Source organism: Planktothrix tepida PCC 9214 (genome assembly GCF_900009145.1).
In the GTDB taxonomy this organism is placed as follows: Bacteria; Cyanobacteriota; Cyanobacteriia; order Cyanobacteriales; family Microcoleaceae; genus Planktothrix; species Planktothrix tepida.
Map to the genome: position 1 here is coordinate 897,123 of NZ_LN889813.1, position 24,076 is coordinate 921,198.

At 40.5% G+C, this 24,076-nt stretch carries 18 protein-coding genes; 11 read left to right on the plus strand and 7 right to left on the minus strand.

The features are described from left to right. Positions 1-83: 83 nt before the first annotated feature. The 3 genes from ruvX to PL9214_RS26530 form a co-directional block, all read right to left on the minus strand. Positions 84-551, minus strand: coding sequence for a Holliday junction resolvase RuvX (ruvX, locus tag PL9214_RS26520; protein WP_072722268.1), 468 nt, complete (start codon positions 549-551; stop codon positions 84-86). A 2-nt stretch (positions 552-553) separates the two neighbouring features. Next, on the minus strand, positions 554-1,786 hold the full coding sequence (locus PL9214_RS26525) for a GNAT family N-acetyltransferase (RefSeq protein WP_072722269.1): 1,233 nt from the start codon (positions 1,784-1,786) through the stop codon (positions 554-556). A gap of 76 nt (positions 1,787-1,862) precedes the next feature. Beyond that, positions 1,863-3,032, minus strand: a complete 1,170-nt coding sequence (locus PL9214_RS26530; RefSeq protein WP_072722270.1) for a F420-0:Gamma-glutamyl ligase — start codon at positions 3,030-3,032, stop codon at positions 1,863-1,865. 247 nt (positions 3,033-3,279) lie between these two features. On the opposite strand from PL9214_RS26530, the gene cruF reads away from it, so the two are divergent. The 3 genes from cruF to PL9214_RS26545 all read left to right on the plus strand — a co-directional run bounded on the left by cruF (position 3,280) and on the right by PL9214_RS26545 (position 5,957). After that, entirely contained in the window at positions 3,280-4,197 is a 918-nt protein-coding gene (gene cruF / locus PL9214_RS26535; protein ID WP_072722271.1) for a gamma-carotene 1'-hydroxylase CruF, read from the plus strand. 80 nt (positions 4,198-4,277) lie between these two features. Continuing rightward, positions 4,278-5,504 (plus strand): 2'-O-glycosyltransferase CruG, encoded by a 1,227-nt coding sequence (gene cruG, locus PL9214_RS26540; protein WP_083580195.1) that lies wholly within the window; start codon positions 4,278-4,280, stop codon positions 5,502-5,504. A 114-nt stretch (positions 5,505-5,618) separates the two neighbouring features. Next, positions 5,619-5,957, plus strand: a complete 339-nt coding sequence (locus PL9214_RS26545) for a type II toxin-antitoxin system antitoxin SocA domain-containing protein (protein ID WP_072722272.1) — start codon at positions 5,619-5,621, stop codon at positions 5,955-5,957. A gap of 326 nt (positions 5,958-6,283) precedes the next feature. Here PL9214_RS26545 and PL9214_RS26550 read toward each other — a convergent pair whose 3' ends face one another. Together PL9214_RS26550 and rimM are read right to left on the minus strand one after the other, a co-directional pair. Next, positions 6,284-6,553 (minus strand): hypothetical protein, encoded by a 270-nt coding sequence (locus tag PL9214_RS26550; protein ID WP_072722273.1) that lies wholly within the window; start codon positions 6,551-6,553, stop codon positions 6,284-6,286. Positions 6,554-6,744: 191 nt separating this feature from the next. Continuing rightward, positions 6,745-7,368: a ribosome maturation factor RimM gene (rimM, locus tag PL9214_RS26555; protein WP_072722274.1), complete on the minus strand. Its 624-nt coding sequence runs from the start codon at positions 7,366-7,368 to the stop codon at positions 6,745-6,747. Between the two features lie 519 nt (positions 7,369-7,887). Between rimM and PL9214_RS26560 the strand changes: the two genes are divergently transcribed. Together PL9214_RS26560 and PL9214_RS26570 are read left to right on the plus strand one after the other, a co-directional pair. After that, positions 7,888-9,771 (plus strand): DUF4347 domain-containing protein, encoded by a 1,884-nt coding sequence (locus tag PL9214_RS26560; protein WP_072722275.1) that lies wholly within the window; start codon positions 7,888-7,890, stop codon positions 9,769-9,771. 1,107 nt (positions 9,772-10,878) lie between these two features. Beyond that, a complete protein-coding gene (locus tag PL9214_RS26570) occupies positions 10,879-11,130 on the plus strand; it encodes a hypothetical protein (RefSeq protein ID WP_072722277.1) in 252 nt (83 codons plus the stop codon). 254 nt (positions 11,131-11,384) lie between these two features. Here the strand turns inward: PL9214_RS26570 and PL9214_RS26575 are convergent, their stop codons facing one another. Continuing rightward, complete coding sequence (locus PL9214_RS26575; protein ID WP_072722278.1) at positions 11,385-11,648, minus strand: hypothetical protein; 264 nt, start codon at positions 11,646-11,648, stop codon at positions 11,385-11,387. A 2,222-nt stretch (positions 11,649-13,870) separates the two neighbouring features. Here PL9214_RS26575 and PL9214_RS26590 point away from each other — a divergent pair. Together PL9214_RS26590 and PL9214_RS26595 are read left to right on the plus strand one after the other, a co-directional pair. After that, positions 13,871-15,013, plus strand: a complete 1,143-nt coding sequence (locus tag PL9214_RS26590) for a calcium-binding protein (protein ID WP_139295163.1) — start codon at positions 13,871-13,873, stop codon at positions 15,011-15,013. 465 nt (positions 15,014-15,478) lie between these two features. Continuing rightward, positions 15,479-16,690: an RNA-guided endonuclease InsQ/TnpB family protein gene (locus PL9214_RS26595; RefSeq protein ID WP_072722281.1), complete on the plus strand. Its 1,212-nt coding sequence runs from the start codon at positions 15,479-15,481 to the stop codon at positions 16,688-16,690. 5 nt (positions 16,691-16,695) lie between these two features. On the opposite strand, the gene PL9214_RS31625 is transcribed toward PL9214_RS26595, so the two are convergent. After that, positions 16,696-16,866 carry a hypothetical protein gene (locus tag PL9214_RS31625; protein ID WP_186440465.1) on the minus strand — a complete coding sequence of 57 codons (171 nt, stop codon included), beginning with the start codon at positions 16,864-16,866 and terminating at the stop codon, positions 16,696-16,698. Between PL9214_RS31625 and PL9214_RS26600 the strand changes: the two genes are divergently transcribed. From PL9214_RS26600 to fbp, 4 genes are all read left to right on the plus strand, one after another. After that, a complete protein-coding gene (locus PL9214_RS26600; protein WP_072722282.1) occupies positions 16,865-21,190 on the plus strand; it encodes a hypothetical protein in 4,326 nt (1,441 codons plus the stop codon). The genes PL9214_RS31625 and PL9214_RS26600 overlap by 2 nt on opposite strands. Before the next feature lie 109 nt (positions 21,191-21,299). Continuing rightward, complete coding sequence (locus PL9214_RS26605) at positions 21,300-21,662, plus strand: rhodanese-like domain-containing protein (RefSeq protein WP_072722283.1); 363 nt, start codon at positions 21,300-21,302, stop codon at positions 21,660-21,662. 50 nt (positions 21,663-21,712) lie between these two features. After that, positions 21,713-22,834: a fatty acid desaturase gene (locus PL9214_RS26610; RefSeq protein WP_072722284.1), complete on the plus strand. Its 1,122-nt coding sequence runs from the start codon at positions 21,713-21,715 to the stop codon at positions 22,832-22,834. 101 nt (positions 22,835-22,935) lie between these two features. Continuing rightward, positions 22,936-24,012, plus strand: a complete 1,077-nt coding sequence (gene fbp, locus PL9214_RS26615) for a class 1 fructose-bisphosphatase (RefSeq protein ID WP_072722285.1) — start codon at positions 22,936-22,938, stop codon at positions 24,010-24,012. The last annotated feature ends 64 nt before the right edge of the window (positions 24,013-24,076 follow it).

Below are 24,076 nucleotides of genomic sequence, written 5' to 3' on the forward strand. Positions count from 1 at the left end.
CGCCAACCCCCTACTCCCCTTCTCTCCCCTTATCCCCCCTAGTTCTTGAGCAATATGATGATGAGGAGATCCTTCATCAATCATCAAATCTTCACTCCACTGAGCAAATCCACTTCCCCANTCTGGTCTAACCATTGTTGCAAAATCAAAGAGGCGGCTTTGCGATCAATCAGACTTTTGTTGCGAGAGGGGGAAATATTTTCTGAAATCATCAGTTGTTCGGCTTGGTAGGACGTTAGCCGTTCATCGATGTACTCTAGGGGTAACTTCAAGGCAGAAGCTAACCGTTGAGCATAGTTTTGCACCTGTTTGGCTTGAGATCCCAAGGAACCATTCAGATGGTAAGGCAACCCCACTACTAAGACTTGTACCTGTCGTTGCTGAACAAGTTCTTGAAATTGCTCAATATCTTGAGAAAAAGAACGCCGCAGGATGGTGGTGAGTCCAGTAGCAATTAAGCCTGTCCCGTCACAGCCTGCGACACCAACCCGTTTGCGGCCAATATCTAATCCCAAAGCAGAAATAAAAGCGGATTTTGTCTGTTGTTCCATTATTATTCACGGGGATCAGACGGTACATCTGAGGGCTTCTGAGTTAGATTTTTGGGGTCTAATTCTGTCCCTTCTGAGAGTCCATCCCCAGCAGAAGATTTTTGAGTAGCGGACGGATGTTGAATTGTTGGCCCTAACCAGGACATTCGGGTGGGTACAGGTTTATGGGCGGGTTGCCAACTGGGTAACACATCGGATAATTGCAATCCCTCTAAGGAAGATTTTGATTCCCGTAATTTATGCCAAACAGAGCGAGACATTAACAAAGTATGTTCTACCCGTTGTGCTCCAATTTTTTCTAAATAAGCTTCTCGTTCGGGTTGATAGTCGGCGGATGCCAGTCTCAGGGACTGGGGGCCAAATTCCTGGGCTAAATGAGCCATCTGGGATAACAGTTCGGGGTAAAGCCAGGTATAGGCAGGATGAACCGTTAACTCCGCAACGTGCGGCTGACAGCCATCACGGGATAACTGCACTTGGAAATAACCAATGGCTGCTTTACGTTGGGGTTCAAATACATAGCCACTGACTTGTTCGCTATGGCTCAACCATTGTTTGATAGCATCCACAACGGCTTGAATAAAGCTGGTTTTAAAATCTAAAATGTGCCGATCAAAGACCTGTCGCAGCAGGGGAGGCATAGAAACGGTATCAAGTTGATACAGCAGTTGAGCATCTGCATTGCTGACCGGGAGAAGGTTGGGTAAATCAGGTTGAGTGGTGGCTAAGGTTTGCAGGAGTTCCGGTTCCACAACCCAATAGGTCATGTGAGCTAAGGGTTGAAATCCATTTTGTCGATACAGCGCCATCAAACCGCTATCATTAACATTGACTTCTAATAGCCAAGTTCGCGCTTCCCACAACGTTTCAAAGCAATAGCGTAATAGTTGTGATCCAATACTACTTTGATCGTTTAACCGATCTACAAAGATACGTTCAATCCGCCAGGTACTACGACTGGTGTTAAAGGGAGATACTTTAATCATCCCTAATAGTTGACCAAACTGTTCCGCAATATAGGCGTTAAACAGGTTTTGGCAGGGGTTGGGAAACCAGCTTAAAAATTTGAGCAACCCATACCAACGTCGCAATTGTTCTAACTCGTGGCTCAAGCCTGTGTCAGAATTAGCTTGATCATCGGCTTGGCGATATAGCTGTTCAATGGCTTCTAAATCGCGGTATTGAAATTGGCGAATATTAAATTGATTTTGATTTTGGGATAGAAATAAATTCATGGGATCAAGTCGGGTAAAGGATCAGTTATCAGTTATCAATAACTGACAACTGATAACTGATAACTGATAACTGATTTTATAAAGGACGAATTAGCACCAGGGGGGTTTGCTCATCGGCATTTCCGGCGGGATTACTCCTTAAGGCTTGTTTGATCAAAGCAGTGGAAAGACCGGGGGTTGCTGCTAATATTTTAACGGCTTTTAAATCGTTCACGTCTACTATTGCTGCCCCTAACCCTGTTTCTTGTTGTAGGGTATTGACTACATTTTGGGGATCATCTGGCCCTAGGACAATAAATTGATCATAGGGGGGTAAAGTTCCGGTCACATCGTCAATCAGTCGAGCTTGTTCTCCGGCTAATTGATAAAATACTCCGGGTTTTCCTAAAAGTTTGGCTAAGGTTCCTACCACAATAGCAAATAAAACTCGTGCTGGCCCGACAACATCTACTAAAGTTTGCATTCCGCAGGCGGTGGCTAAACTAGAGGTGGGCATGAAGAAATAACAAACCCGTTTAGCAACCCATCCCGGTTTAATTTGGGTGGGGTGGAAAAATCGCCCTTGCATTAACGCAACAGGGGTTTCTCCCAAGGTAACAATATCCCCCGGTTGAGCATAGGGAAGTACATATTTTTTAATCACCTCAACGGGATGATCAATATGAGTTAATAAATGGGTACGGATGGGGTAAACTTCGGCTATCCCTTCAATAATTCGTTTATTGGGGGCTAGGGTCGGGTCTGGATATTTGAGGGGAAGGACAACGTGGCGAACTTTGGGGATGCGTCCTTCTGGCCCGTAGGTAATATAATCGACTTTCACCCAAGCTGATTGTAAAGCACTGAGGTCTTGTCCTTCAATTTCGACTAAGACTTTAATCCGGGTGGTTTTTTTGACTTTAACAATATACCCAAACCAATAATTATCCTCTCGGCTAGGGGCATCAAGATGGGCGGAAATCACTTTAATGGTGTGCTTAATACCGTCTAAACTCGCTTTAGAGAGCAGGTGAAGTTGAGCCGTGACTTCTGGCAACATAATCTCTAGGTTGGGGGTGAGATTACGGAATTCCATTTCCCCTCTCAACACATAATGGGTGGAGTCGGATAAATCCAGGTTCCACTCTCCTTGAGTTAGTTCTAGTTTATTGCCTGGACGCAGACGATATTGAATTTCTAGGGCTAATGTTCCTAAACCCAGTAAAACAAATGCGGCTGTTGTTACTAGGCTCAAACCTGCTGCCATTACACCACTTCCCCTTGTAAATGTCCGATTTGCACTTTCATCCTACCGCAGCCCGGATCTTCTACAATTGTTAAATTTAATTACAAAAATAACGGCTTACTCCCCTAAACTATTAGCAAGACTTATGCTATCGGGATCTTACGGTCAGATTCCATCCGATCTAGCGCCAAAGGGTATATTCTTATTTAAAGATTTGTAAAATTCAGAAGAGCGCTTGACGTATCTTAATACTTTCTCTAGGAGTCCCATGAAGCACAAGTCAATTGCAGAACGATTTTGCCTCACGGCTCACGTTGTATCAACGCTGTTTGGACTAGCTGGGTTATTGTTTATTCTACCCAACCCTGAACTCGTCGCGAATTTACCTCCGATGGGGATGAAATTGTTCTCCTGGGGAATGACAGCAGGAGGCATAACCTATATTGTGTTTGGGGCGGCAACACTAGCCTTATATGGGTATCGCACGTTAGGGTTAGGAACAACCTTAGCTTTTATGATTCCATCGGTCTTGTTATCCTTATCTAGTGAACTTTTAGGAACCAGTACCGGATTTCCCTTTGGTCATTATCAATATTTGAGTGGTTTAGGTTATAAAATTGCAGGGTTAGTTCCCTTCACCATTCCGTTATCTTGGTTTTATATGGGTTTAACCTGCTATTTGTTAGCCCGTGCAGGTTTAAAATTAACAATGGGAGATCGTTGGGGACGTCAATTAGCAGCTTTGGCATTAGGAGCGGTTTTACTCACCGCTTGGGATTTAGTATTAGACCCCGCCATGAGTCAAGCTCCTTTTCCCTTTTGGCAATTTCAAGAAGTCGGTGAATTTTTTGGAATGCCTTATCGAAATTTAGTCGGTTGGATGGGAACAGGCTTGGTATTCATGAGCGTTGGGGCGTTTTTATGGCGACGAACTCCCATTGCTTTATCTCGTTCTCAATTAACTGTACCCCTAATTGTTTATCTGACTAATTTCTTCTTTGGGGCAGCCATTACCGTTGTTGAATTAGATGCTCGTTTCCTCTTTCCAACGGCCTTAAGTATTTTATTTGGGGTCATTCCTGCCTTGATTTTCTGGTGGAATGCTAAACCTTCTTTAGAGACGATGGAAAGTTTATTACCCAGTGACAATATTAATCCCTCTCCCGTAGAAGTTGCTGCAAAGTAACAATTAAGATTTAAGTAGGATGGGCTTTGCCCATCTTTATTTATGGGAAAATAATTGAAGTCCAAGTCAAACTAAATTTAATGTTGAATCCAATTTTCTTAAATATTGCTAATTTTTCAAATATTAATTTCTGGTTTTTATTATTTTCAATAATATTAATCTTACAAATTCCAGCCACAATTATTATCTTATCTCGGTTATTCAAAGGAGCAATTCGAGTTCCTCCTTTACAACCTGAATCTCCCACCTTAGACCTCTTGGGAACGGTTAGTATTGTAGTTCCGACTTTGAATGAAGCAGCGCGAGTTACCCCTTGTTTAGAAGGCTTAACCCGACAAAGTTATGAAGTTCGAGAAATCTTAATTGTCGATAGCCATTCCCAAGATGGTACTCAGGATATTGTCAAACAATTTGCAGAATCTGATCCCAGATTTAGATTAGTTTTAGATGAACCATTACCGTCGGACTGGGTAGGTCGTCCTTGGGCGTTAAATACGGGTTTTTTAAATAGTTCTGAAAAAAGTGAATGGATTTTAGGTATTGATGCTGATACTCTACCGCAACCGGGTTTAGTGGCAAGTGTGGTGAAAACTGCGATCGCAAATCAATATGATTTATTATCATTATCTTGTAAATTTATTCTCAAATATCCAGGGGAATTGTGGTTACAACCTGCCCTATTAATGACCTTAGTTTATCGCTTTGGTTCACCGGATTTATCACCCCAAAAACCTGAACGAGTGATGGCAAATGGTCAATGTTTTTTATGTCGTCGTTCGGTATTAGAAAAAGTTGGGGGATATTCCAGCGCTAAAAATTCCTTTTGTGATGATGTTACCTTAGCTCGAAATATAGCTCAACAAGGATTTAAAGTTGGGTTTTTAGATGGGGCAAATGTATTAACCGTTAGAATGTATGATGGCTTAAAAGATACTTGGGAAGGTTGGGGGCGATCGCTCGATCTTAAAGATGCTTGTTCTAAGACTCAATTGTGGTCAGATTTATTCATTTTATTAGCAGTTCAAGCCTTACCGTTACCTTTATTACTGATTAATCTGTTATTTTCCTCTAGTCTATCTTTACCCCCTATTTTAAGCTCAACGTTGTTAGGATTAAATGGTTTTTTACTGTTTCTGCGGTTAATATTAACGGCTGCCATTTCGTTATCCTATGATTTCAGCCAAGCTAAACAGCCTTGGGTATTTTGGTTATCTCCCCTCGCTGATGCGGTGGCGGTATTACGATTATGGATATCTGCAACTCAAACTCAAATTCAATGGCGAGGGAGAACCTATGGAAAGAATTAAAACCTAAAAATTCATGATTAATTGTTACGTCTTTTAAAACTGTTATTAGGTATTGCTATAATAGAAATACCGAAAAAATACACTGTTTATTGGTGTAATTAAGAAAAAGCTGTTATGGAATACCAATTTGATTTTAATATTGAGAAAGGAATAGAGTCTATTCTTTACATCTTGGAGCTATTAGAGAATAAGGTTCAACCAACAATTCATCGTGTTTCTAAATTTTTATATTTTGCAGATAAGGAACACTTAGAAAAATATGGAAGATTTATTTTTGGGGATAGCTATTACGCCATGAAACATGGCCCTGTACCCAGTCAGATTTATGATTTACTGAAATTAGTGCGTGGAGATTTGTCTCCTAGCTTTCAGCCTTCGCAAGAAATATCTGAACAGGTTCTTCAGGCTTTCAAGATAATGGAAGTTTGTCTTTTGCAGAGCTTACGGAGTTAAGTCATGATCGCGCCTGGGAATCTGCGGATGAGAACGATATAATTAATGTGGAAGATATGATCAAAACCTTTGATAATTCTGTAGAACTTCTTGAACATTTGCAAAATCCACACCCCTAGGTTAGAACTTTATGCCAGCACAGTGGGAAATATTTTCCAATAGGGCGATCGCTAACAGAATCTTTTAGACAAAAACGGCGATCGCATCAAAAGACGGAAGTTCAGGCATCAAAATAATATTTTGCCCCATTATAGCGTAGTGCTATAACAGGGCAGAACATCGCTAAATCAGCGCTTGATAATAAACCATCAACGGCCAGCCAACCGTTAATCGACTCGTTCTAATTGCCAGAGAATTTGATTACCTTCTCGCCGCACTCTGGATACTTCCCAGTTGCGCCATGCCCAGTTATCTCCTCGACTGGTCACAGCGCTGGCGTTAATATCCATGAGATCGGCCAGTTCAGAACTACTGATTAAGTAGCCTTTAGTAGCAATTTCATCAGCAATATGCAGGGTTTCAATCAAATTGCGAAGTTGGTTAACCCTAACCTCGCGGGGTAGATTGTCTAATGAATCGTTAATTAGGTCAGTCATGGCAAGATCTCAGACAGCAAGATTAGAGTCTATCACACAGCATTGTATCGTTCTGCTCAAAATTAGGTTAGTTGCAAGAAAGACATTCTGAAAATAAGGATAGGAAATGAGCTATTTTTTAGCTATCACTTTATTCAACAGGTGATTGTGATTGCATCAGATGAGGAAGCAAAGTTCCATCCAGAGGGGTCTTAAACTGTTTCCTCAATTAATCCAGGCGGGGGAATAATTTCAATCCGTTTTTGCTCTAAATCCACAATGGGAACGATTTCTTTGACAAAGGGAATCAAAACGGTGGGTAGGAGTTTGGGTTTACGTTTCTTTTTGGTTTTACGATGAATCTGTTCTGGGAGGGGGTCAGCAACGAGAGTGTCTGGGGCTGGAGTTGGGGAATGTAACTCCACTTCTAGTAAATCATTTCCAGCCGAAATCACATCTATGACTTTTCCAATCACTTCCGCTTTTCTTTGGTCGAATACTTCCAACCCAATTAAATCTAAAACATAAAATTCATCTTCTTCTAAATGGGGGCGATCTTGGTCTGTGATCAACAACGGACAACCTTGTAATGCTTCTGCCTGAGTTCGATCTTCAATGCCCTCGATTTCAACGACATAAATGCCCTTGCTGGGCATTAAATAGCCTCCCAAAAACTCCACAGGTTTAGGTTCGGTTTGTCCGGGGGGTAATAGCCAGCGCTGACCCGGTTCGATAAACCGTTCTGGGAAATCTGAATTGGGATAAACTCGAACTTCCCCTCTTAACCCGTGAGCCGCCACAATAGTGCCGATCTCTATCATTTTAGATAGTTCCATAAGAATTAAAAACCGCAACAGAAGAACACATCGCTACCTGATAAAATCAAAAGCAGTGGCTCATTTTTTACAACAATAAATATATTAACAACTCTAATAGAAAAACTGAAAAAAGTCAAGGATTACCGGAAAATATTGGCTCTGGCTAGTCTTCTTAATAGTCATCTAAGTTATGTAGAGGTTTTGGAACCCTGAAATTTAACACCGTTACAAAATTACTATTTCTTTAAATGTAAAGTTTTGTAATTATTTTCGACGCTTCAAAAAAAAAAGAATCAGTCAGTTATACTAAAGTTAGGAATTGTAAATGAGGATATTCTCTAACAAAACCCAAAGGCTTGGATAAAATTCCTAGAGATTGTCCTTTAGAAGCATCACCTAAACTGGGTGCGATCTCCTATAATCTTTTGACTCCTCCAGCCGAGGGGTGGGTTTTCCACTTGACAAACCTCCCTAATTTTTCAACTGATTCAGACTAAACTAGAACCTCTTCAGGTAATAGAAAATAAAGGATTGATCATGAGTACCATTAATTTTGACCTAAGTTCAGCCTTCACGGATAATATATTACTGATCATTGATTCATCCGTTACGAATATCCCCCAATTATTAGACGCAATTAGTGAAAATATTGATTTTATCATCCTCTCCAAAACTGAAGATGGAATTCAACAAATTACCAATATTTTATCAGACTACAAAAATTTAAAAGCTGTTCATCTGCTCACCCATGGAAGTTCAGGAACACTGCATTTAGGAAATACCACCTTAAACGTCAATAATCTTGAAAAATATGCGCCCCAACTCAAAACGTGGCGACAAACTTTTACAGAAAATACCGATGTTTTAATCTATAGTTGTGAACTCGCATCGGATAACGGTGGGTTTCTGTCTCGTCTTCATCATTATCTAGGAGTCAACCTAGCGGCTTCGCGTCAAAAAGTGGGTTATACTCCCTTGGGAGGAAATTGGAACCTAGATGTTATCTTAGGAAAAATTACCACTCCATTTCCATTTAATCAAGAAAAAATTGCTGATTATCCAGCAATATTAGGGACTTATAACGTCAGTACCGTTGATGGGCTAAAAACAGCCATTAACACGGCTAACACCACACCAGAAGACGATATTATTAATTTAACAAAAGGAGTCTACAGCTTAACAACCGTTGATAACAACACCTCCGATGGTAATGCTAGTGATGCTAACGGTTTACCCACTCCTACAGATATAACCGTTGGCGGAAAACTGACCCTGAACGGGAATGGGGCTATTATTGAACGAAGCACCACAGCACCTGCTTTCCGTTTCTTTTATGTTCCCTCCAATAGTGACCTCACCCTCAATAACCTCAGCTTCAGTAATGGGGAAGCAAACAAACGGGGAGGAGCAATTTATGTTAGTAGTAGCTTAGGCAATCTTACCGTTAATAATAGTACCTTTGCCAATAACAAAGTTACAGGTGATGGAGGAAATGGCGGTGGGGCAATTTTTATTTACTACAGCAGTACCGCTACAATTAATAATAGTACCTTTTCCGGTAACAGTGCAGAAGATAGTGGCGGTGCTATTTATAATGTTGGCGACTTATCCATTACCAATAGTACCTTTACGAACAACAAAGCCGATATTAATACGACTAATAGTACCTCTTATGATAGTGGTGGAGCCATTTTTCAAGATAGTGGAACAGCTACCCTTAAAAACACATTAATTGCTGGAAATCAAGATTTATCAACAAATATTAAAAACCCCGATATAGCCGGAGGAACTTGGACGGATGGAGGTGGAAATTTAATCGGAGATAATAGCGGTGTTGAAACCACATTTCCAGCCAGTAGTTTAGTCGGAACAGCCACCAATCCTTTAGATGCTAAATTAGGCCCTTTACAAGATAATGGTGGCTTAAGTTTTACCCATGCTTTGTTAGCAGGAAGTCCAGGGATTGATACAGGAAATACGACTAATGCGACCGGATTAACAACCGACCAACGAGGCGTTGGATTTGCCCGAATTGCTAATAATATTGTTGATATTGGTGCATTTGAATATGCTCCCCCAGAAATAGAAGTCTTAGACGGAAGCACCAATATTATTGATGGAACTTCAACAGCTATTAATTTGGGTCAGATATCCCTGGGAGGAAGTCTAACTAAAACCTTCACGATTAAAAATACAGGATTAGGGGATTTATTATTAACTAATCCGATAACTTTTAGCGGAACAGGCTTCACCGGATTAGGAAATTTTACCACCACTACACTCGCTCCTAATGCTAGTACAACTGTTGATGTTACCCTCACACCTAATCAANAGCGTTTTTCTCCCCCTCCCAAACATTCAACCGACAAGTTAACACCACCCGTAACCCCTGCGTCCATCCTTCCGCCAACTGTTGATTAATTGTTGTCAAAGGTGACGTTATCCCCATTTCATCAACGGCGTCGAGGAGTAAGTAAACCGGAGTTGACCTCTCCCCCGACCCCTCTCCTGCGAGGCGAGGGGAGTTCGACCTCTCCCCCAACCCCTCTCCTGCGAGGCGAGGGGAGTTTGTTCCCCCATGCTTTCCAGTTCCCTCTCCTCTTAGGGGAGGGTTAGGGAGGGGTCTTATCAACCTTTCAAACCCAGCAACCCATTCCGACGAAACCCCCGTTAAACTTGGGGTTGCATCCCGTAACCAATTTTGAGTTAAATAATCTCGTATCGGTTTATCAACATCCGCCAACCGAATTAAAATCGGATAGCCTAAATTTTCCTGCAAAATCCATCGAGCAATTTGATATAATAACGTTGTTTTTCCCGCCCCAGGTTCCCCAATTACCGCCAACCGTTGACCTTTACTTTTACTCTTTCCTTGTCGTAATACTTCCTCAAAAAATTGATTCGGTTCGCTGTAGGTTTTCGTTATTTCCGTTTCCCCTAATTGATAAAAATCTGACCCGTCCTCTGGGTTAAATTCCTGTTTGTGTCGTTTATCCTGTTCCCGTTTCGGTTCCACTAACCCCAAAGGAACATAAAAATTAATCCCCGTTAACGGGTTATTCTTAAGAAAGCGTTCTTCGTAGGCATCGAGGCGAGATTGACAGGTTTGATGCCAGTTAATATCATCCGGTTGTATCGGTTCGGGTTCAGGTTTGGGGATATTGACAATATCTGCTAATTCTAAGTTTAACGCTTTTACGATTGCGATCGCATAATCTTGATCAATAGGAGTTCCTTTCAAAAAGCGTTTAACCGTGTCTAAACTGACGTTAGCTTGTGTCGCTAAATAGTCCTGTGTCCAGCAACTTTTTCCGGTTTTCCCTTCGAGAATTGGTTTTTGCAGTTCAGCCATTCTCGCTTTCATTTTAGCGATTCCCTCAGAAGTAGCGGCAACACTGCGAGATGTAGACATTTTTTAACAAGTCTAGGTTTTTCTGGCTATTATTAATATTATCTCAAAATTCTCTAATTTTCAACGGGACAAAAACTCTATCAATACCTTGAAGAACTACAACAGGAGGGTGTATTATGACCGGACATCATACATTTAAGCAATTGTTAGAGAATCTTCCACCTGACAGAAAAGCTAAAATTGATCAAAAAACAGCCCAACTCTTGATGGAGGAATACCAAAAGCAAGAAGAGGCAGAATTAGAAACTTTATTATTAGAAGGTTTGAACTCTGGAGAAGTAACACCGATGACGGCGGAAGATTGGTCTGATATTCGCCAAGCTATACTAGAACAAGTTATTAAAGATGATAATTTCAGTCAAGAATAACCGATGAAATACTTAACTAAGGTAGGCGCGAAGCCACACCCAAAGCGTGTTTACTTAACCCACGTTAGCCCTGAACTCAAGTTCGGGCTAAAAGCTGAAGTCATCTAAAGATGACTCAGATCATTTTTCATTAACCCGTTTTAACGGGTTTGAGCTTTGAGCCTGAAATTGATTTCAAGGCTTTTAGCACCATTGTTGACGGACTTTGGGCGCGCCTCACCCCCTACGGTGGGATAATTTAATCATTAACAATCTTACTCTGATAATTCTGAATCAGGCAACTGTTCTAATTCTTCAGCAATTAAAGTTTGCAAATCTTCGCCACAATGGGTTTGTAAATGAATTATTACTGCTAATAACTCTGCTAAACTATCCAGTTTTTCACTATCACTTAATGAGTTTCCTGTCTGAATTGTATCTAAAAGCTGAATAACGGTTTGACATTCTTCACCAAGTTCTGCTATCAAAGTTTGTAAGGTTGAACTTTTAATAAAAGATGTGCGATCGCTAATATCCATAATGGTTTCCTCGTCAGTTTATCGTCAAATATGAAGGGTGCAGAATGGTGCAGTTAAACTGCTTGGTTTTGCGCTGTTGCTGCACTAATGATTTTACCTAGCGTGGTTTCAGAGTTTAAGAGAAACCCGCTATGCGACAGAAATCAATANCACACCGACGATAACACCTAGCCCAACGCCGACAATATCACCGACCCCAACACCGACAATAACACCGACTCCAACACCCACACCGACGTTAGAACCCACCCCAACGCCCTCACCGACAATATCACCAACTCCAACGCCCTCACCGACAATATCACCAACTCCAACGCCCTCACCGACAATATCACCGACCCCAACGCCGACAATATCACCGACTCCAACGCCCACACCGACGTTAGAACCCACTCCAACGCCCACACCGACGTTAGAACCCACTCCAACGCCCACACCGACGTTAGAACCAACGCCTACACCGACAATATCACCAACTCCAACGCCGACAATATCACCAACTCCAACGCCGACAATATCACCAACTCCAACGCCGATAATATCACCAAATCTAACGCCGACGATAACACCAAATCCAACACCGACGATAACACCAAATCCAACACCGACCCCAACTCCAACGCCCACACCGACGTTAGAACCGACTCCAACGCCCACACCGACGTTAGAACCAACGCCTACACCGACGTTAGAACCAACTCCAACTCCAACACCGACAATATCACCGACTCCAACGCCCACACCGACGTTAGAACCAACTCCAGCGCCGACAATAGCTCCAACGCCCACACCCTTACCAACCTTAGCCCCGACCCCAACACCCACACCAACCTTAGCCCCGACGCCAACACCATTACCTCCTGGTGATACCACTCCCCCGACGGCTATCATTGAGCAAAATCGTCCCCCCTCTGACAATACTGTTTACTTGAAGGTTACATTTAGTGAATCGGTTCAGGGGTTTGAAGCGAATGATCTCATCTTAGGAGGAACTGCGAACCCCAAAACCGCAACTATTACAGGTAGTGGGAGCATCTATGAGGTAGCGGTTGGGGGAATGACAACCTCTGGGAATGTTTCGGCTACACTTCTACCCAATACTGTTACCGATGAAGCGGGCAATTTTAACAAACAGAATACCGTCATCGAATACAACTATATCCCTGACTATCTTAACTCTATTGCTAAAGACCTGGGAGTTACCCCAAAAGAACTAGCGACAACAGCACTGTTTCAAGCAATATTGACAAAGTATAAAGATCCCAAGCCGATACTTGAAGCATTTGTATCTAAAACGAAGGCTAGTGGTCTCTTTAATGTTTCGGCATTCAACAATCCCACCTTTGTAAACCTAATAACAACCGCAGCAAATTCATCTGACATTATAGGAGCATTGAACGGACTAAGTGTTGAACAATTTGCTTTGCTAAATCGATTAGGTTTGGGACAGTTTGGCAGTTCACCTATACGTCGAGCTAGAGTATTTAGCAGAATCAGATACTCTGAGATCTCGTTAACTCAGATGGCGACTTATAAGTTTACGCTGGTCAGGTTTACGGGGCCTGGTAACCAAATTGTCCCCGGTCTTTTCAATAGACAGCGTAGCAATAATGACGACGAGCGTGAGGGCATGGAATATCAAGAAACCTTAATCGCACCTCAATATGATGNCAGCCAATACTGTTACCGATGAAGCGGGCAATTTTAACCTACAGAATACCGTCATCGATCAACTGATAAAATACAACAATCTCCCTGACTATCTTAACCCTATTGCTGCATCTCTGGGGCTTACCCCAGAACAACTAGCGACAACACCACTGTTTCAAGCAACATTCGCAAATTATAAAGATCCCAAGCCCATACTTGAAGCATTTGTATTTAAAACGAATGCTAGTAGTATAGGTATTAGCGCATTCAGCAATTCCGCCTTTGTAAACCTAATAACAACCGCAGCAAATTCATCTGACCTTATACAAACATTGAACGGACTAAGTGTTGCACAATTTACTTTGCTAAATCGATTAGGTTTGGGACAGTTTGACAATTGGCCTCTACGTCGAGCTAGAGAATTTAGCAGCAAAAGGAGAATCCGATACTTTCGGATCACATTAGGTGACATGGTTCGTTATAAGCTTACGGGGCTTAGTGGCCAAATTGTCCCCCCCAGTCGTTTCATTTTCAATAGACAGCGTAGCAATAATGACGACGAGCGTGAGGGCATGGAATATCAAGAAACCTTAATCGCACCTCAATATGATGTGATATCCTTTGTTGATGACCTGGCATCTGAGAACTTTAATTCTATCCCCCTGTTAGATCCAGGAGACGATACATTTTCTCAGCATTATTATGTATTGAATTCCAATGGGGGTATGGTATTCCCTCTGGAAGTTCCCCAGAAATTGAGTATTTCTGAACAACCGATTAAGGCCAACGCGACGAATCAAGAAATCTTTGAACATTTCAATCGAGAAAGCTTTGAAGTTTCTGTCCCTGAAAAGATTGGCGGTGCAATTTTGACAGGAAATAATCGCACCTTGCAAAATTTACAAACAGATCTTCAAGAAACGCTAGGAACTGAATCTTCTGAACTCAATCAATTGGCTCAACAAATTTTAACTCGGTTTGATGCCAATACCCAATGGGATTTCTCTATGTTTGCTCCTTTCTCCCAATTGCCAGGAGATTTACCGAGTAGTCAGCCCATTCTGATACAAGCCAATGTAGCTTTATCACAACAAACAGGAGTCGGAAATCAACAAATTAGCTTGATTGATAGTACGGATTTGCCTAATTCTATTATTCAACTCCAAAATATTAATGTTGCTTTATTAAGGGGGCAAATGCAACTCTTGGGCGATGCCGGAAAAAATATTGTTGTTGGAGATAAACTAGGCCAAACCATTGCATTAGGTCAAGGAGATGATGAAGCACATGGCGGCGCTGCTGGAGATCTTCTCTATGGTGGAAAAGATAATGATTTGCTATTTGGAAATCAAGACAATGATAACTTGTTTGGAGATTTAGGAGATGACAGCCTTTATGGTGGACAAGGAGATGATTTCTTAGAGGGAGGAGAAGGGGATGATCACCTATTTGGAGATTTAGGAAATGATATTTTAATCGGAGGTAAAGGACGCGATCGCTTTTATATTGCAGGGAATACAGGAGTAGATATCATTAATGATTTTACTCTAGGCGAAGATCAAATTCAGTTAACAGGCGGATTAAGTCTTGAAGCGTTGCAAATCACAACCGTTAATGGTAATACAATCATTAAACTTGCCAATACGGGAGAGGAACTTGTTAAACTGTTGGGTTTTGATAGTACCTTAATTAATTCCTCAGAATTTATCGCTTGATAGCAGTTAGCAAAGAAGTATCCGTATAGCAGTCTTTGTAAAACAAAATGTTTAGCGAAGACTGCTGTTGCAAACACAGATAGTAATATGAAATCCCTAAATATTTGCTACAAATTCCCCCCTGTAGAGACGCGCCATGGCGCGTCTCTACAGGGGGTTTAGGGGATTATCTGTAGTATAATTTTCAGGATTTCATATTATTTGCTGGCGATACGTTAGCAAATATGGCTAGTACCCTCGGTTTCTGACCCGACCCATGAAATAGCCCTGGACATAATGCCAGATTAGGAAACACTCATGCTTCAAAAATAATACATGGGTTTTTGTTAATTTTAGCATCTTCCGCAAGAAGCCCCACGACTGACCCGATAGGGCAGCGTGGGATGAATTGCGGCCGGGGACTATAGAATGTTCAATAATTGGCTATTATAAAATATAATATAATAAAAAAGGAAGTGATTCAAATTGCTGAAGGCTACAAAGGTTAGACTCTATCCAACACCAGAACAGGAATTGGCGTTAGCCAAGTCATTTGGTTGTGCAAGATGGTATTGGAATTTTGCCTTAAATGCCTGTGTTCAGCACTATCAAGAAACTGGCAAAAGCCTAAAATTACCATCTTATAAGGGAATGCTCCCTCAACTCAAAAAAGAATATCCTTGGCTCAAAGAAGATTGCTACTCATCGGTTCTCCAGTGTGTAGCTATAAACTTAGATAGAGCTTACAAGAACTTTTTTGAGGGACGAGCTAAATTTCCTAATTTCAAATCTAAACATCACAAGCAATCAATTCAGTATCCCCAAAGTGTTACTGTTAGCGGTGAATATCTAAAAGTCCCTAAGATTGGTGAAATTAAAGCAATATTTCACCGAGAGATTACGGGAAAAATTAAAACGGTAACAATCTCCAAAACTTCGACTGATAAATACTTTGCTTCCATCTTATGTGAAATTGAAGGAACCGACGTTAAACAGTCGGGAGATCAGATTATTGGGATTGATTTGGGGTTAAAAGATTTTGCAATTACTCACAATGGAGAGAATGCAACTAAATATGCTAACCCTAAATATTTATATCGTCATCAGAAAAATTTAGCCCGAAAACAGAAAAAACTCTCTCGAAAAACTAAAGGTAGTAAATCGAGAGAGAAGTTTAGGAAAACTGTAGCTAAGGTTCATGAGAAAATAGCCAATTCCCGCCAAGATTTCTTGCATAAATTATCAAGAAAATTGGTTGACGAAAGCCAAGTCATTGTCGTTGAAAACCTCAACGTCAAGGGGATGGTTAAAAACCGGAAGCTATCAAAAGCTATATCTGATGTGGGTTGGGGAAAATTTGTCAATTTTATTGATTACAAGTTGAAGCAAAAAAATGGCGAACTTGTAGAAATTGATCGCTTTTTCCCTAGTTCCAAAACTTGTTCGAGTTGCGGTTATATCCTAAGTGAGTTGTCTCTGGATGTTAGAGAATGGGATTGCCTAAATTGTCAAACTCATCATGACCGTGATGAAAACGCTGCATTAAATATCAGGAACGAAGGCATCAGAATATTAACTGAAGGCGGAGGGAACCCCGTCTTTGCCGATGGAGGCTGTGTAAGTCCACCTGCTTGCAAAAGTAAGGGGCATCGGTCTGTGAATTCGGAAGCCTACACCGACCCGATTAGGGCGGTGTAGGTAGTTCACCATTTTTCCAGGTTTTCGAGTCCATAATGTCCTAAAATACTGGAGATTATCGGGATCACCCTTAACGGTTGAAGATTAAGCTTCACCTCGATTTGATATTTTCCCATTAAATAACGCACAATGACTTTATGGTGACACTTATCAGATTGTGTCAAAATCGAAGTCATGTTAATCTACACAACCCCGACATTCGACGCACAAGCGAAACAGCAGGGCATCCAGAGTCAAGTGGCAGAATTACTCGTCACCCTCAAGGCTCAAGGGACAGTAGCAGTACAGGCACTATTTGAGTGGAATTATCCCTACTTAAAGCGGCCTATACGGAATTTGCGCTTGCTGGGAAAAATTCTATGGGTTAAAAATGACCCAATTTTATGTTTATTGGCCGTTTTTCCCAGAGGGGGAAAAGAATATGAGGCCTTTTTGAGAAATCCCGATGACTATGGAAGAGATTATCTGGATACCTTAATTGATCAAAAAGAATTAGATAATAGTATTAATGCCCAACGGGAGGAACAAAAATCCTTTCCCCGTCGTCCGAGTTTGCCGGAAGATTTACGCCAAATTTGGTTAAAAGGGCCAGATTGGATTAAGAATACAACGGATGCGGTTATTTGTGAAAGTGAAATTTGGGTGGCACAGTTTAAGCAGCGAGACACTCAACTACAATGGCGAACTTATTATGACATTGTTGATAGTTTAGTGGAAGGGAAAGAAGCAATTAAAATTATAAAAACAGAGTTTGATAATATTGAAATTGCAGGTAAACCTGAAGACAATCGTTATATTCTCTATAGTTGGATTCTCACCTCAGATATTCCTAACCGCAGCGTTTTATTTCTGCTATCTACGTTTGATCATCATCCTAACTTCAATGATATTCTTGAAGTCGGTCAAATTACTCGTTTATTTAATTTTAATTCAGGAGAACCTGATTTAACAGAATCTTCAAATCACTCTAATTTTAGTAATATTTTAGCTCAGGAATTAACGTTAGAAGATTTAGCCCGTTATACTCGACGCTCTTATCCTGATTATTTATTAGGAGATTCCGAAATCTGGTTAGAAATTGAACAGGAATTCGGAATTAATTGGGCGTTATCAATGGAGGAAGAAAAGATTCTGCATGAATTATCGACTCCAGAGTTAGGAAGTAGTTCTCTTCCGGTTTTTATTAATGGACGAGCCGGAAGTGGAAAATCTACCATGTTATTTTATTTGTTTGCTGATTATTGTTATCGATATCAAAAATATTATTTACAATATCGCCAAAAATTAACCCAAGTTCCCCATCCTTTATTTTTAACGTATAATGAACAATTATTAGGGAAGGCTAAAGAAGGGGTTGAAAAACTTCTAAAAAGTCACCATAAATTTTTATTAGAAACTAATGGGCAAGGAAATAAACCTTCTATTGATGTTTGTTTTAAATCTTTTCAGCAATTTCTATTAAGTTTATTACCTCCTGAAGAAAGCGATAGATTTGATCCTGATAAATATATTTGTTTTCATGAATTTAGGCAACGATGTGGTCGTCGCTATAGTCGTTATTCTCCCGAACTGTGTTGGCATATTATTAGAACGTTTATTAAAGGTTATACCCTAAGCGGACAACATGAAGGGTATATGACCCCCGATGATTATCAAGAAGTGCCTCGACGGGAACGCAGTTTATCGGTTGAAATTTTTCAAGCGATTTATAAACAAGTTTGGCCTTGGTATTATCAATTAACGACTAGAGAAGGCTATTGGGATGATCAAGATTTAATTAGAAAAGTCTTAGAAGTTCGTCGAGATCATTTACCGCTTTATACTGCTATTTTTTGTGATGAAGCTCAAGATTTCACCAGCTTAGAACTGCGATTAATTATGCAGTTATCTATCTTTTCCCATTGTGATTTATATCCCCCGGTCTGGTGTTTACCCTTTGCCTTTGCGGGAGATCCCTTTCAAACTTTAAACCCGACAGGATTTCGCTGGGAAAGTGTCAAGGCGACCTTTTTTGATCAAGTCATTGCCGCCCTTGACCCAACTCGTCAACTGAATTTAACCATGACCTTTTATGAACTTGAATCCAATTATAGATCGAGTCCGTCTATTGTCAAAGTAACTAATTTAATTCATCTCTGGAGACATATTTTATTTAAGATTCAGGAGTTAAAACCCCAAGAATCTTGGCAATCTTATATTGAGTCTCCCATTCCTCAAAAGTTTATTTTCGGACAGAATAATTTTTCCTCAGAAGCCTTAAAAAAACATATTGAAAAATCTCCTATTTTTATTGTTCCTTGTGAAGCGGGAGGGGAATTAGACTATATTCGACGAGATGAATTTTTATCGCCTTTATTTCCTGATGCAACTGAAGAACATCCCCCCAAGAATATTTTAAGTGCCATTCAAGCGAAAGGATTAGAATTTCCCTTAGTAATTTTATATAAATTTGGCGATCAATTTGCTAAAGAATTTAATCAACGTCCCTTAATTGATTATGTCCAAGGAACAGAAAATCATCCTTTAGAATTAGAATACTTTTTTAATAAGCTTTATGTTGCTGCTAGTCGGGGAATGTCGGATTTAGTGGTTATTGATACGGAAATGGGCGATCGCTATTTATGGCAATATGCTACTGTTGAAACAGACCCAGCGATAGAGACGCGCCATGGCACGTCTCTACATTATGATGAATATTGGTTAACTCAAGTTGACAATCGAGAGAACTGGGAAACCTATATTGGGGGAGTCCGTTGGGGGGATAATTTAGAAGAATTACAACGGGATAATCGCAACTCCCAAGCGCAGGAATTTGAAGAAAATGGTCGTAATCAAAAAGATGCTACGTCCATGCGACGGGCGAAACAATTTTATCGAGAATTAGGCTATTTAGAAAAAGCAGATATTTGTGAAGCCTTCGCGCTAAAATTTGATAAACGCTTTCGAGAAGCAGGGCGTTTATTCCTCAAACGTAATCAAGAATTAGAGGCTTGGGATTGTTTTTGGGATGGAATGTGTTGGCAAGCTTTAGCTGAATGGTATCGCCAATTTCCTCAGAAAAAACAGGTAGAACAGCCTTTAGTTGAATTTATGGCACAAACCCCAAAAACCTTGCCCAATATTCGACAATTTACCCAATTTTTAGAAGAGAGTTTAAGCAACCAAATTCTCCAAGAAAATCGTTTAGTCAAAGCTTGGAAAGCGGCTGTTCAAGATTATAGCCGTCAAATTCGGATTTTAATGCGGGAAAAAATCTTAGACCCGGAAGAATGGCAACGGTTTGCAGAGGTTTTAGAAGGATTAGATGAAGCTAAATATAATGGGGTTTTAGAATTAGCAGGAGATTGTTATTATCGGGCGAGAAATTTACGGCGGGCGGTGCGCTGTTGGCAGGATAGTAACACCACTCAAAAACGAGAATATAATATTGCCCAAGCCGAATTATCAGGATTTCCCGAAGGATTACCTTATTTAGAAAAAGCGGGAGATTTTGAACGGATGATTGTAGAATGGGAAAAATCAGGAAAGTCAGGAAGTCAACAATGGTTAAAACATTTAGATTGTCTCGGACGGGCTTTAGAACGACAAAATCGCCTACGAGATTGGATTGATTATTTAATTAAAATTAAACGTTGGATTGATGCGATCGCAGCGATTGAAAAATGTAGTAAACTGGAAGCTATTCTATTTAGATTTGAACTGTTGCGTCAAATTGCCCGTTCTAATTTAACTCCTGAACAAGCACGGGATTTTAGAAGTCGTTATTTAACTTTAATTGAAAAAGTCTTATCCAGTGACAACTGGCGACAAAAATTAACAATGGTTGAAGTGGGAATTACTTTAGAAAAAATTGGGGAACTTGTTCCCACCCTCAAATTCTATGAACGATTTATTAACTGTAATGAACTGGCTTTACAAGACTTTGCGAGAGAACGATGGTTAGCCACCAAACTCAAACAAAAAGATTATGCTTTAGTCGCCGAACCCATTCGGGCGGAAGAAATTCACCAAGATATTATGCGGAAATCTAATGATTGGAAAATCAATCCCGCCACCTTAAATATTGACACTCCGCGCTTAGATTTGTTAGACCGTCCTGAACTTTTACAACTTCATCCCGGCGATACCCAACATCGTTCTGATAGTTTACCCGATAATGAAATTCAAGGTTTACCTCCCGGTACAAAAATCCGTCTTTTGGGGCCAGAAGCCGATGGGTTTAGTTTCCAAATTGGTCATATTCAAGTGAAACGCGCTAAACGGAATAATAGTTTATGGGTGCTCTTGACCGATATTTACAGTTCCAAAGCTTTACAAATTGATGTTGATGGTAAACAGGGTAAAGTTAGAATTGGAGAATTAATGCTAGAAGTCGCAGATGGTCATCAACTGTCCTTTAATAGTACCACAGGAGATTATCGAGGCGTTGTTTTCTATCGAGATGAAAAGCCGAGGGTCGAGTTGCATATTCGCGGCATCTCTAGTATTATTTCCTTGTAGGGAATAAAATTGAATCCTAGACAGTTCTAATCAAGAAGGCTAGATATCTTCATGACTAACCAGTTTTTGGCTTCTAATTAACAAAAGCAAAGCTAATACAAATAACCCTATGTCAGCCCAATTTTTTGTTCAACCCATTCTCGAAATCAACGTTAAGGAATTAGAAGCGTTACTGCAAACCCTTCCTAACCATCAACTTCAGTTAATTGATGTGCGCGAACCTGAAGAAATTGAGATGGCAAAACTTGACGGGTTTATGAATTATCCCCTCAGCCAATATAGCCAATGGTCTGAGCAAATTTTGGTAGAGCTTGATGCCACCCAAGAAACCTTGGTTCTGTGTCATCATGGTGTGAGATCGGCTCAAATGTGCCAATGGCTGATTCGCCAGGGCTTCACCCAGGTTAAAAATATTACCGGGGGTATTGATGCTTACTCAATTTATGTTGACTCCAAAGTTCCTCGATATTAAATATTCATGAACAACAACTGTTTTATTCTTCTGGATTCGGTGAATTTATAATGATAGGAAACCCGATTAAAAAGTCTGATTTTGTCCTATCTCCCTACATCAAAAGTAACAACTTACGGGCTACTTATCAAATTTTAAATACAGTTGTTCCTTATTTCCTTTTATGGATTTTAGCCGTTAAAGCGGCTTCTATTTCCTTTTGGTTGCTTCCGCCCATTATGGTTTTAATGGTGCTGTTTTCAGTGCGTTGTTTTTCTTTAATGCACGATTGCGGACACTATTCATTGTTTAGTTCAAAAAAGGTGAATCGGGTTGTTGGTTTTATGTTTGGTGTGATTAACGCCATTCCTCAATACCCTTGGTCAAGAGGACACGCCTATCATCACAAAACTAATGGAGATTGGGAACGCTATCGGGGGCCATCTGCTTTAATTTCGACGGAGGAATTTGCCAAACTGAGTCCATCAGGTCAATGGTGGTATGAATTTCTCAGACATCCCTTCATGATTTTTCCGGGTGGTTTTTTCTACCTAGCTATTAAGCCCAGACTGGCTTTAATCGCCGGAATTTATGGGTTTTGGGGTCATCTACTCAATTACTTAAAACAATATCCTGATATTACTTTAATGGGGTGTTTTTCTTCTTATAAATCCAAAACTTGGTATACAACGGCTGAGTTTTGGGATCTACTTTTCAACAATATTTGTGTTGTGGGTAGCTGGATTTTTCTGAGTTATTTTTTAGGGGTTGGTTTCTTCTGGAGTGTTTATTCTATTACTCTCACCTGTTCAGCAGCACTGTTTATTTGTGTGTTTTTTGTTCAACATAACTTTGAGGGTTCCTATGCCCATAAAACCGAAGGTTGGAATTATCTACGAGGAGCGATTGAGGGAAGTAGTTACCTAGAGTTACCGCTTATTTTAAAGTGGTTTTCCGCAGATATTGGCTATCATAATATTCATCATCTTTGTGAAAGAATTCCTAATTATAATCTTGAAGCCTGCCATCATCACAATCAACACCTGCTCACTCGTGTAAAAACCCTGCGAATTGCCGATATTTCAGATTGTTTTAAGTTTATCCTCTGGGATTCTGCTTCAAATCGTCTTGTTTCGATCTCATCCTTTCGTGAGGCTTCCCAGCCTAAAGGGGTAGAGATTGGCGTTCACTAACTCAGTTTTAAAGCCAATTCCCCCAAATTTGCTCAGATTTGGTACACCCTGGAACGGCTTCGTTAAGATAGGAATTACCGGAAAATAGGAGCCGATCAATTATGGTAATAACATCCGTTGGGTCTAATTTTTCAGATGCGATTGATCAAGGATATTATTTAGATCGGGACTGCACCACCCTATCTCGTCATGTTCTTCAACAATTGCATAGTTTTTCCCCCGATGCTCAAGATATTAGTGCTTTAATGAATCGCATCGGACTGGCGGGAAAACTCATCGCTCGCAGGTTATCCCAGGCGGGTTTAGTGGATGATGCGTTAGGGTTTACAGGGGTCGTAAACGTTCAAGGAGAGTCCGTCCAGAAGATGGATGTTTATGCCAACTCCGTCTTTATTTCTGTGTTCAAACAAAGCGGTTTAGTTTGTCGTTTGGCATCAGAAGAGATGGAAAACCCCTTTTATATTCCCGAAAACTGTCCCATCGGACGCTATACCTTGCTTTATGATCCTTTAGATGGTTCATCGAATTTAGATACTAACTTAAATGTCGGGTCAATTTTTGCCATTCGTCAACAAGAAGGCAATGATGAAGATGGCGCGGCGGCGGATTTATTGCAAAATGGACATAAACAAATTGCCGCTGGATATATTCTTTATGGCCCTAGTACAATGTTAGTTTATTCCATTGGAACGGGGGTTCATTCCTTCATTCTTGACCCCAGTTTAGGAGAGTTTATTTTAGCGAAAGAAAACATTTCTATCCCCAATCACGGCCCGATTTATAGTGTTAATGAAGGCAATTTTTGGCAATGGGATGAATCCATTCGGGATTATATTCGTTATGTGCATCGCCATGAAGGATATACTGCCCGTTATAGTGGTGCTTTAGTGGGAGATGTTCACCGGATTTTATATCAAGGGGGTGTGTTTTTATATCCGGGGACGGTTAAGAAACCAGAGGGAAAATTACGGTTATTATATGAGTCTGCACCGATGGCATTTTTAATCGAACAAGCGGGAGGACGAGCATCAACGGGAACGCAAGAAATTTTAGATGTTGTTCCTGAAAAATTGCATCAACGCACTCCTTTAATTATTGGAAGTAAAGAGGATGTTGCCTTAGTTGAATCGTTTATTCAAGATCGCAAACGTAGGGAACAAGAAGGCGGTCTGGAATAAATAGCGGATTTCAGCAATTGATACTACAAATTATTCCCTAAACCACGTAGAGACGCGCCATGGC

Coding starts and splice junctions, on each gene's coding strand:
- PL9214_RS26525 (WP_072722269.1), bottom strand. CDS start 1,786: ATGAATTTATTTCTATCCCAAAATCAAAATCAATTTAATATTCGCCAA.
- PL9214_RS26530 (WP_072722270.1), bottom strand. CDS start 3,032: ATGGCAGCAGGTTTGAGCCTAGTAACAACAGCCGCATTTGTTTTACTG.
- cruF (WP_072722271.1), top strand. CDS start 3,280: ATGAAGCACAAGTCAATTGCAGAACGATTTTGCCTCACGGCTCACGTT.
- cruG (WP_083580195.1), top strand. CDS start 4,278: ATGTTGAATCCAATTTTCTTAAATATTGCTAATTTTTCAAATATTAAT.
- PL9214_RS26545 (WP_072722272.1), top strand. CDS start 5,619: ATGGAATACCAATTTGATTTTAATATTGAGAAAGGAATAGAGTCTATT.
- PL9214_RS26550 (WP_072722273.1), bottom strand. CDS start 6,553: ATGACTGACCTAATTAACGATTCATTAGACAATCTACCCCGCGAGGTT.
- rimM (WP_072722274.1), bottom strand. CDS start 7,368: ATGGAACTATCTAAAATGATAGAGATCGGCACTATTGTGGCGGCTCAC.
- PL9214_RS26570 (WP_072722277.1), top strand. CDS start 10,879: ATGACCGGACATCATACATTTAAGCAATTGTTAGAGAATCTTCCACCT.
- PL9214_RS26575 (WP_072722278.1), bottom strand. CDS start 11,648: ATGGATATTAGCGATCGCACATCTTTTATTAAAAGTTCAACCTTACAA.
- PL9214_RS26590 (WP_139295163.1), top strand. CDS start 13,871: ATGGAATATCAAGAAACCTTAATCGCACCTCAATATGATGTGATATCC.
- PL9214_RS26600 (WP_072722282.1), top strand. CDS start 16,865: ATGTTAATCTACACAACCCCGACATTCGACGCACAAGCGAAACAGCAG.
- PL9214_RS31625 (WP_186440465.1), bottom strand. CDS start 16,866: ATGACTTCGATTTTGACACAATCTGATAAGTGTCACCATAAAGTCATT.
- PL9214_RS26605 (WP_072722283.1), top strand. CDS start 21,300: ATGTCAGCCCAATTTTTTGTTCAACCCATTCTCGAAATCAACGTTAAG.
- PL9214_RS26610 (WP_072722284.1), top strand. CDS start 21,713: ATGATAGGAAACCCGATTAAAAAGTCTGATTTTGTCCTATCTCCCTAC.
- fbp (WP_072722285.1), top strand. CDS start 22,936: ATGGTAATAACATCCGTTGGGTCTAATTTTTCAGATGCGATTGATCAA.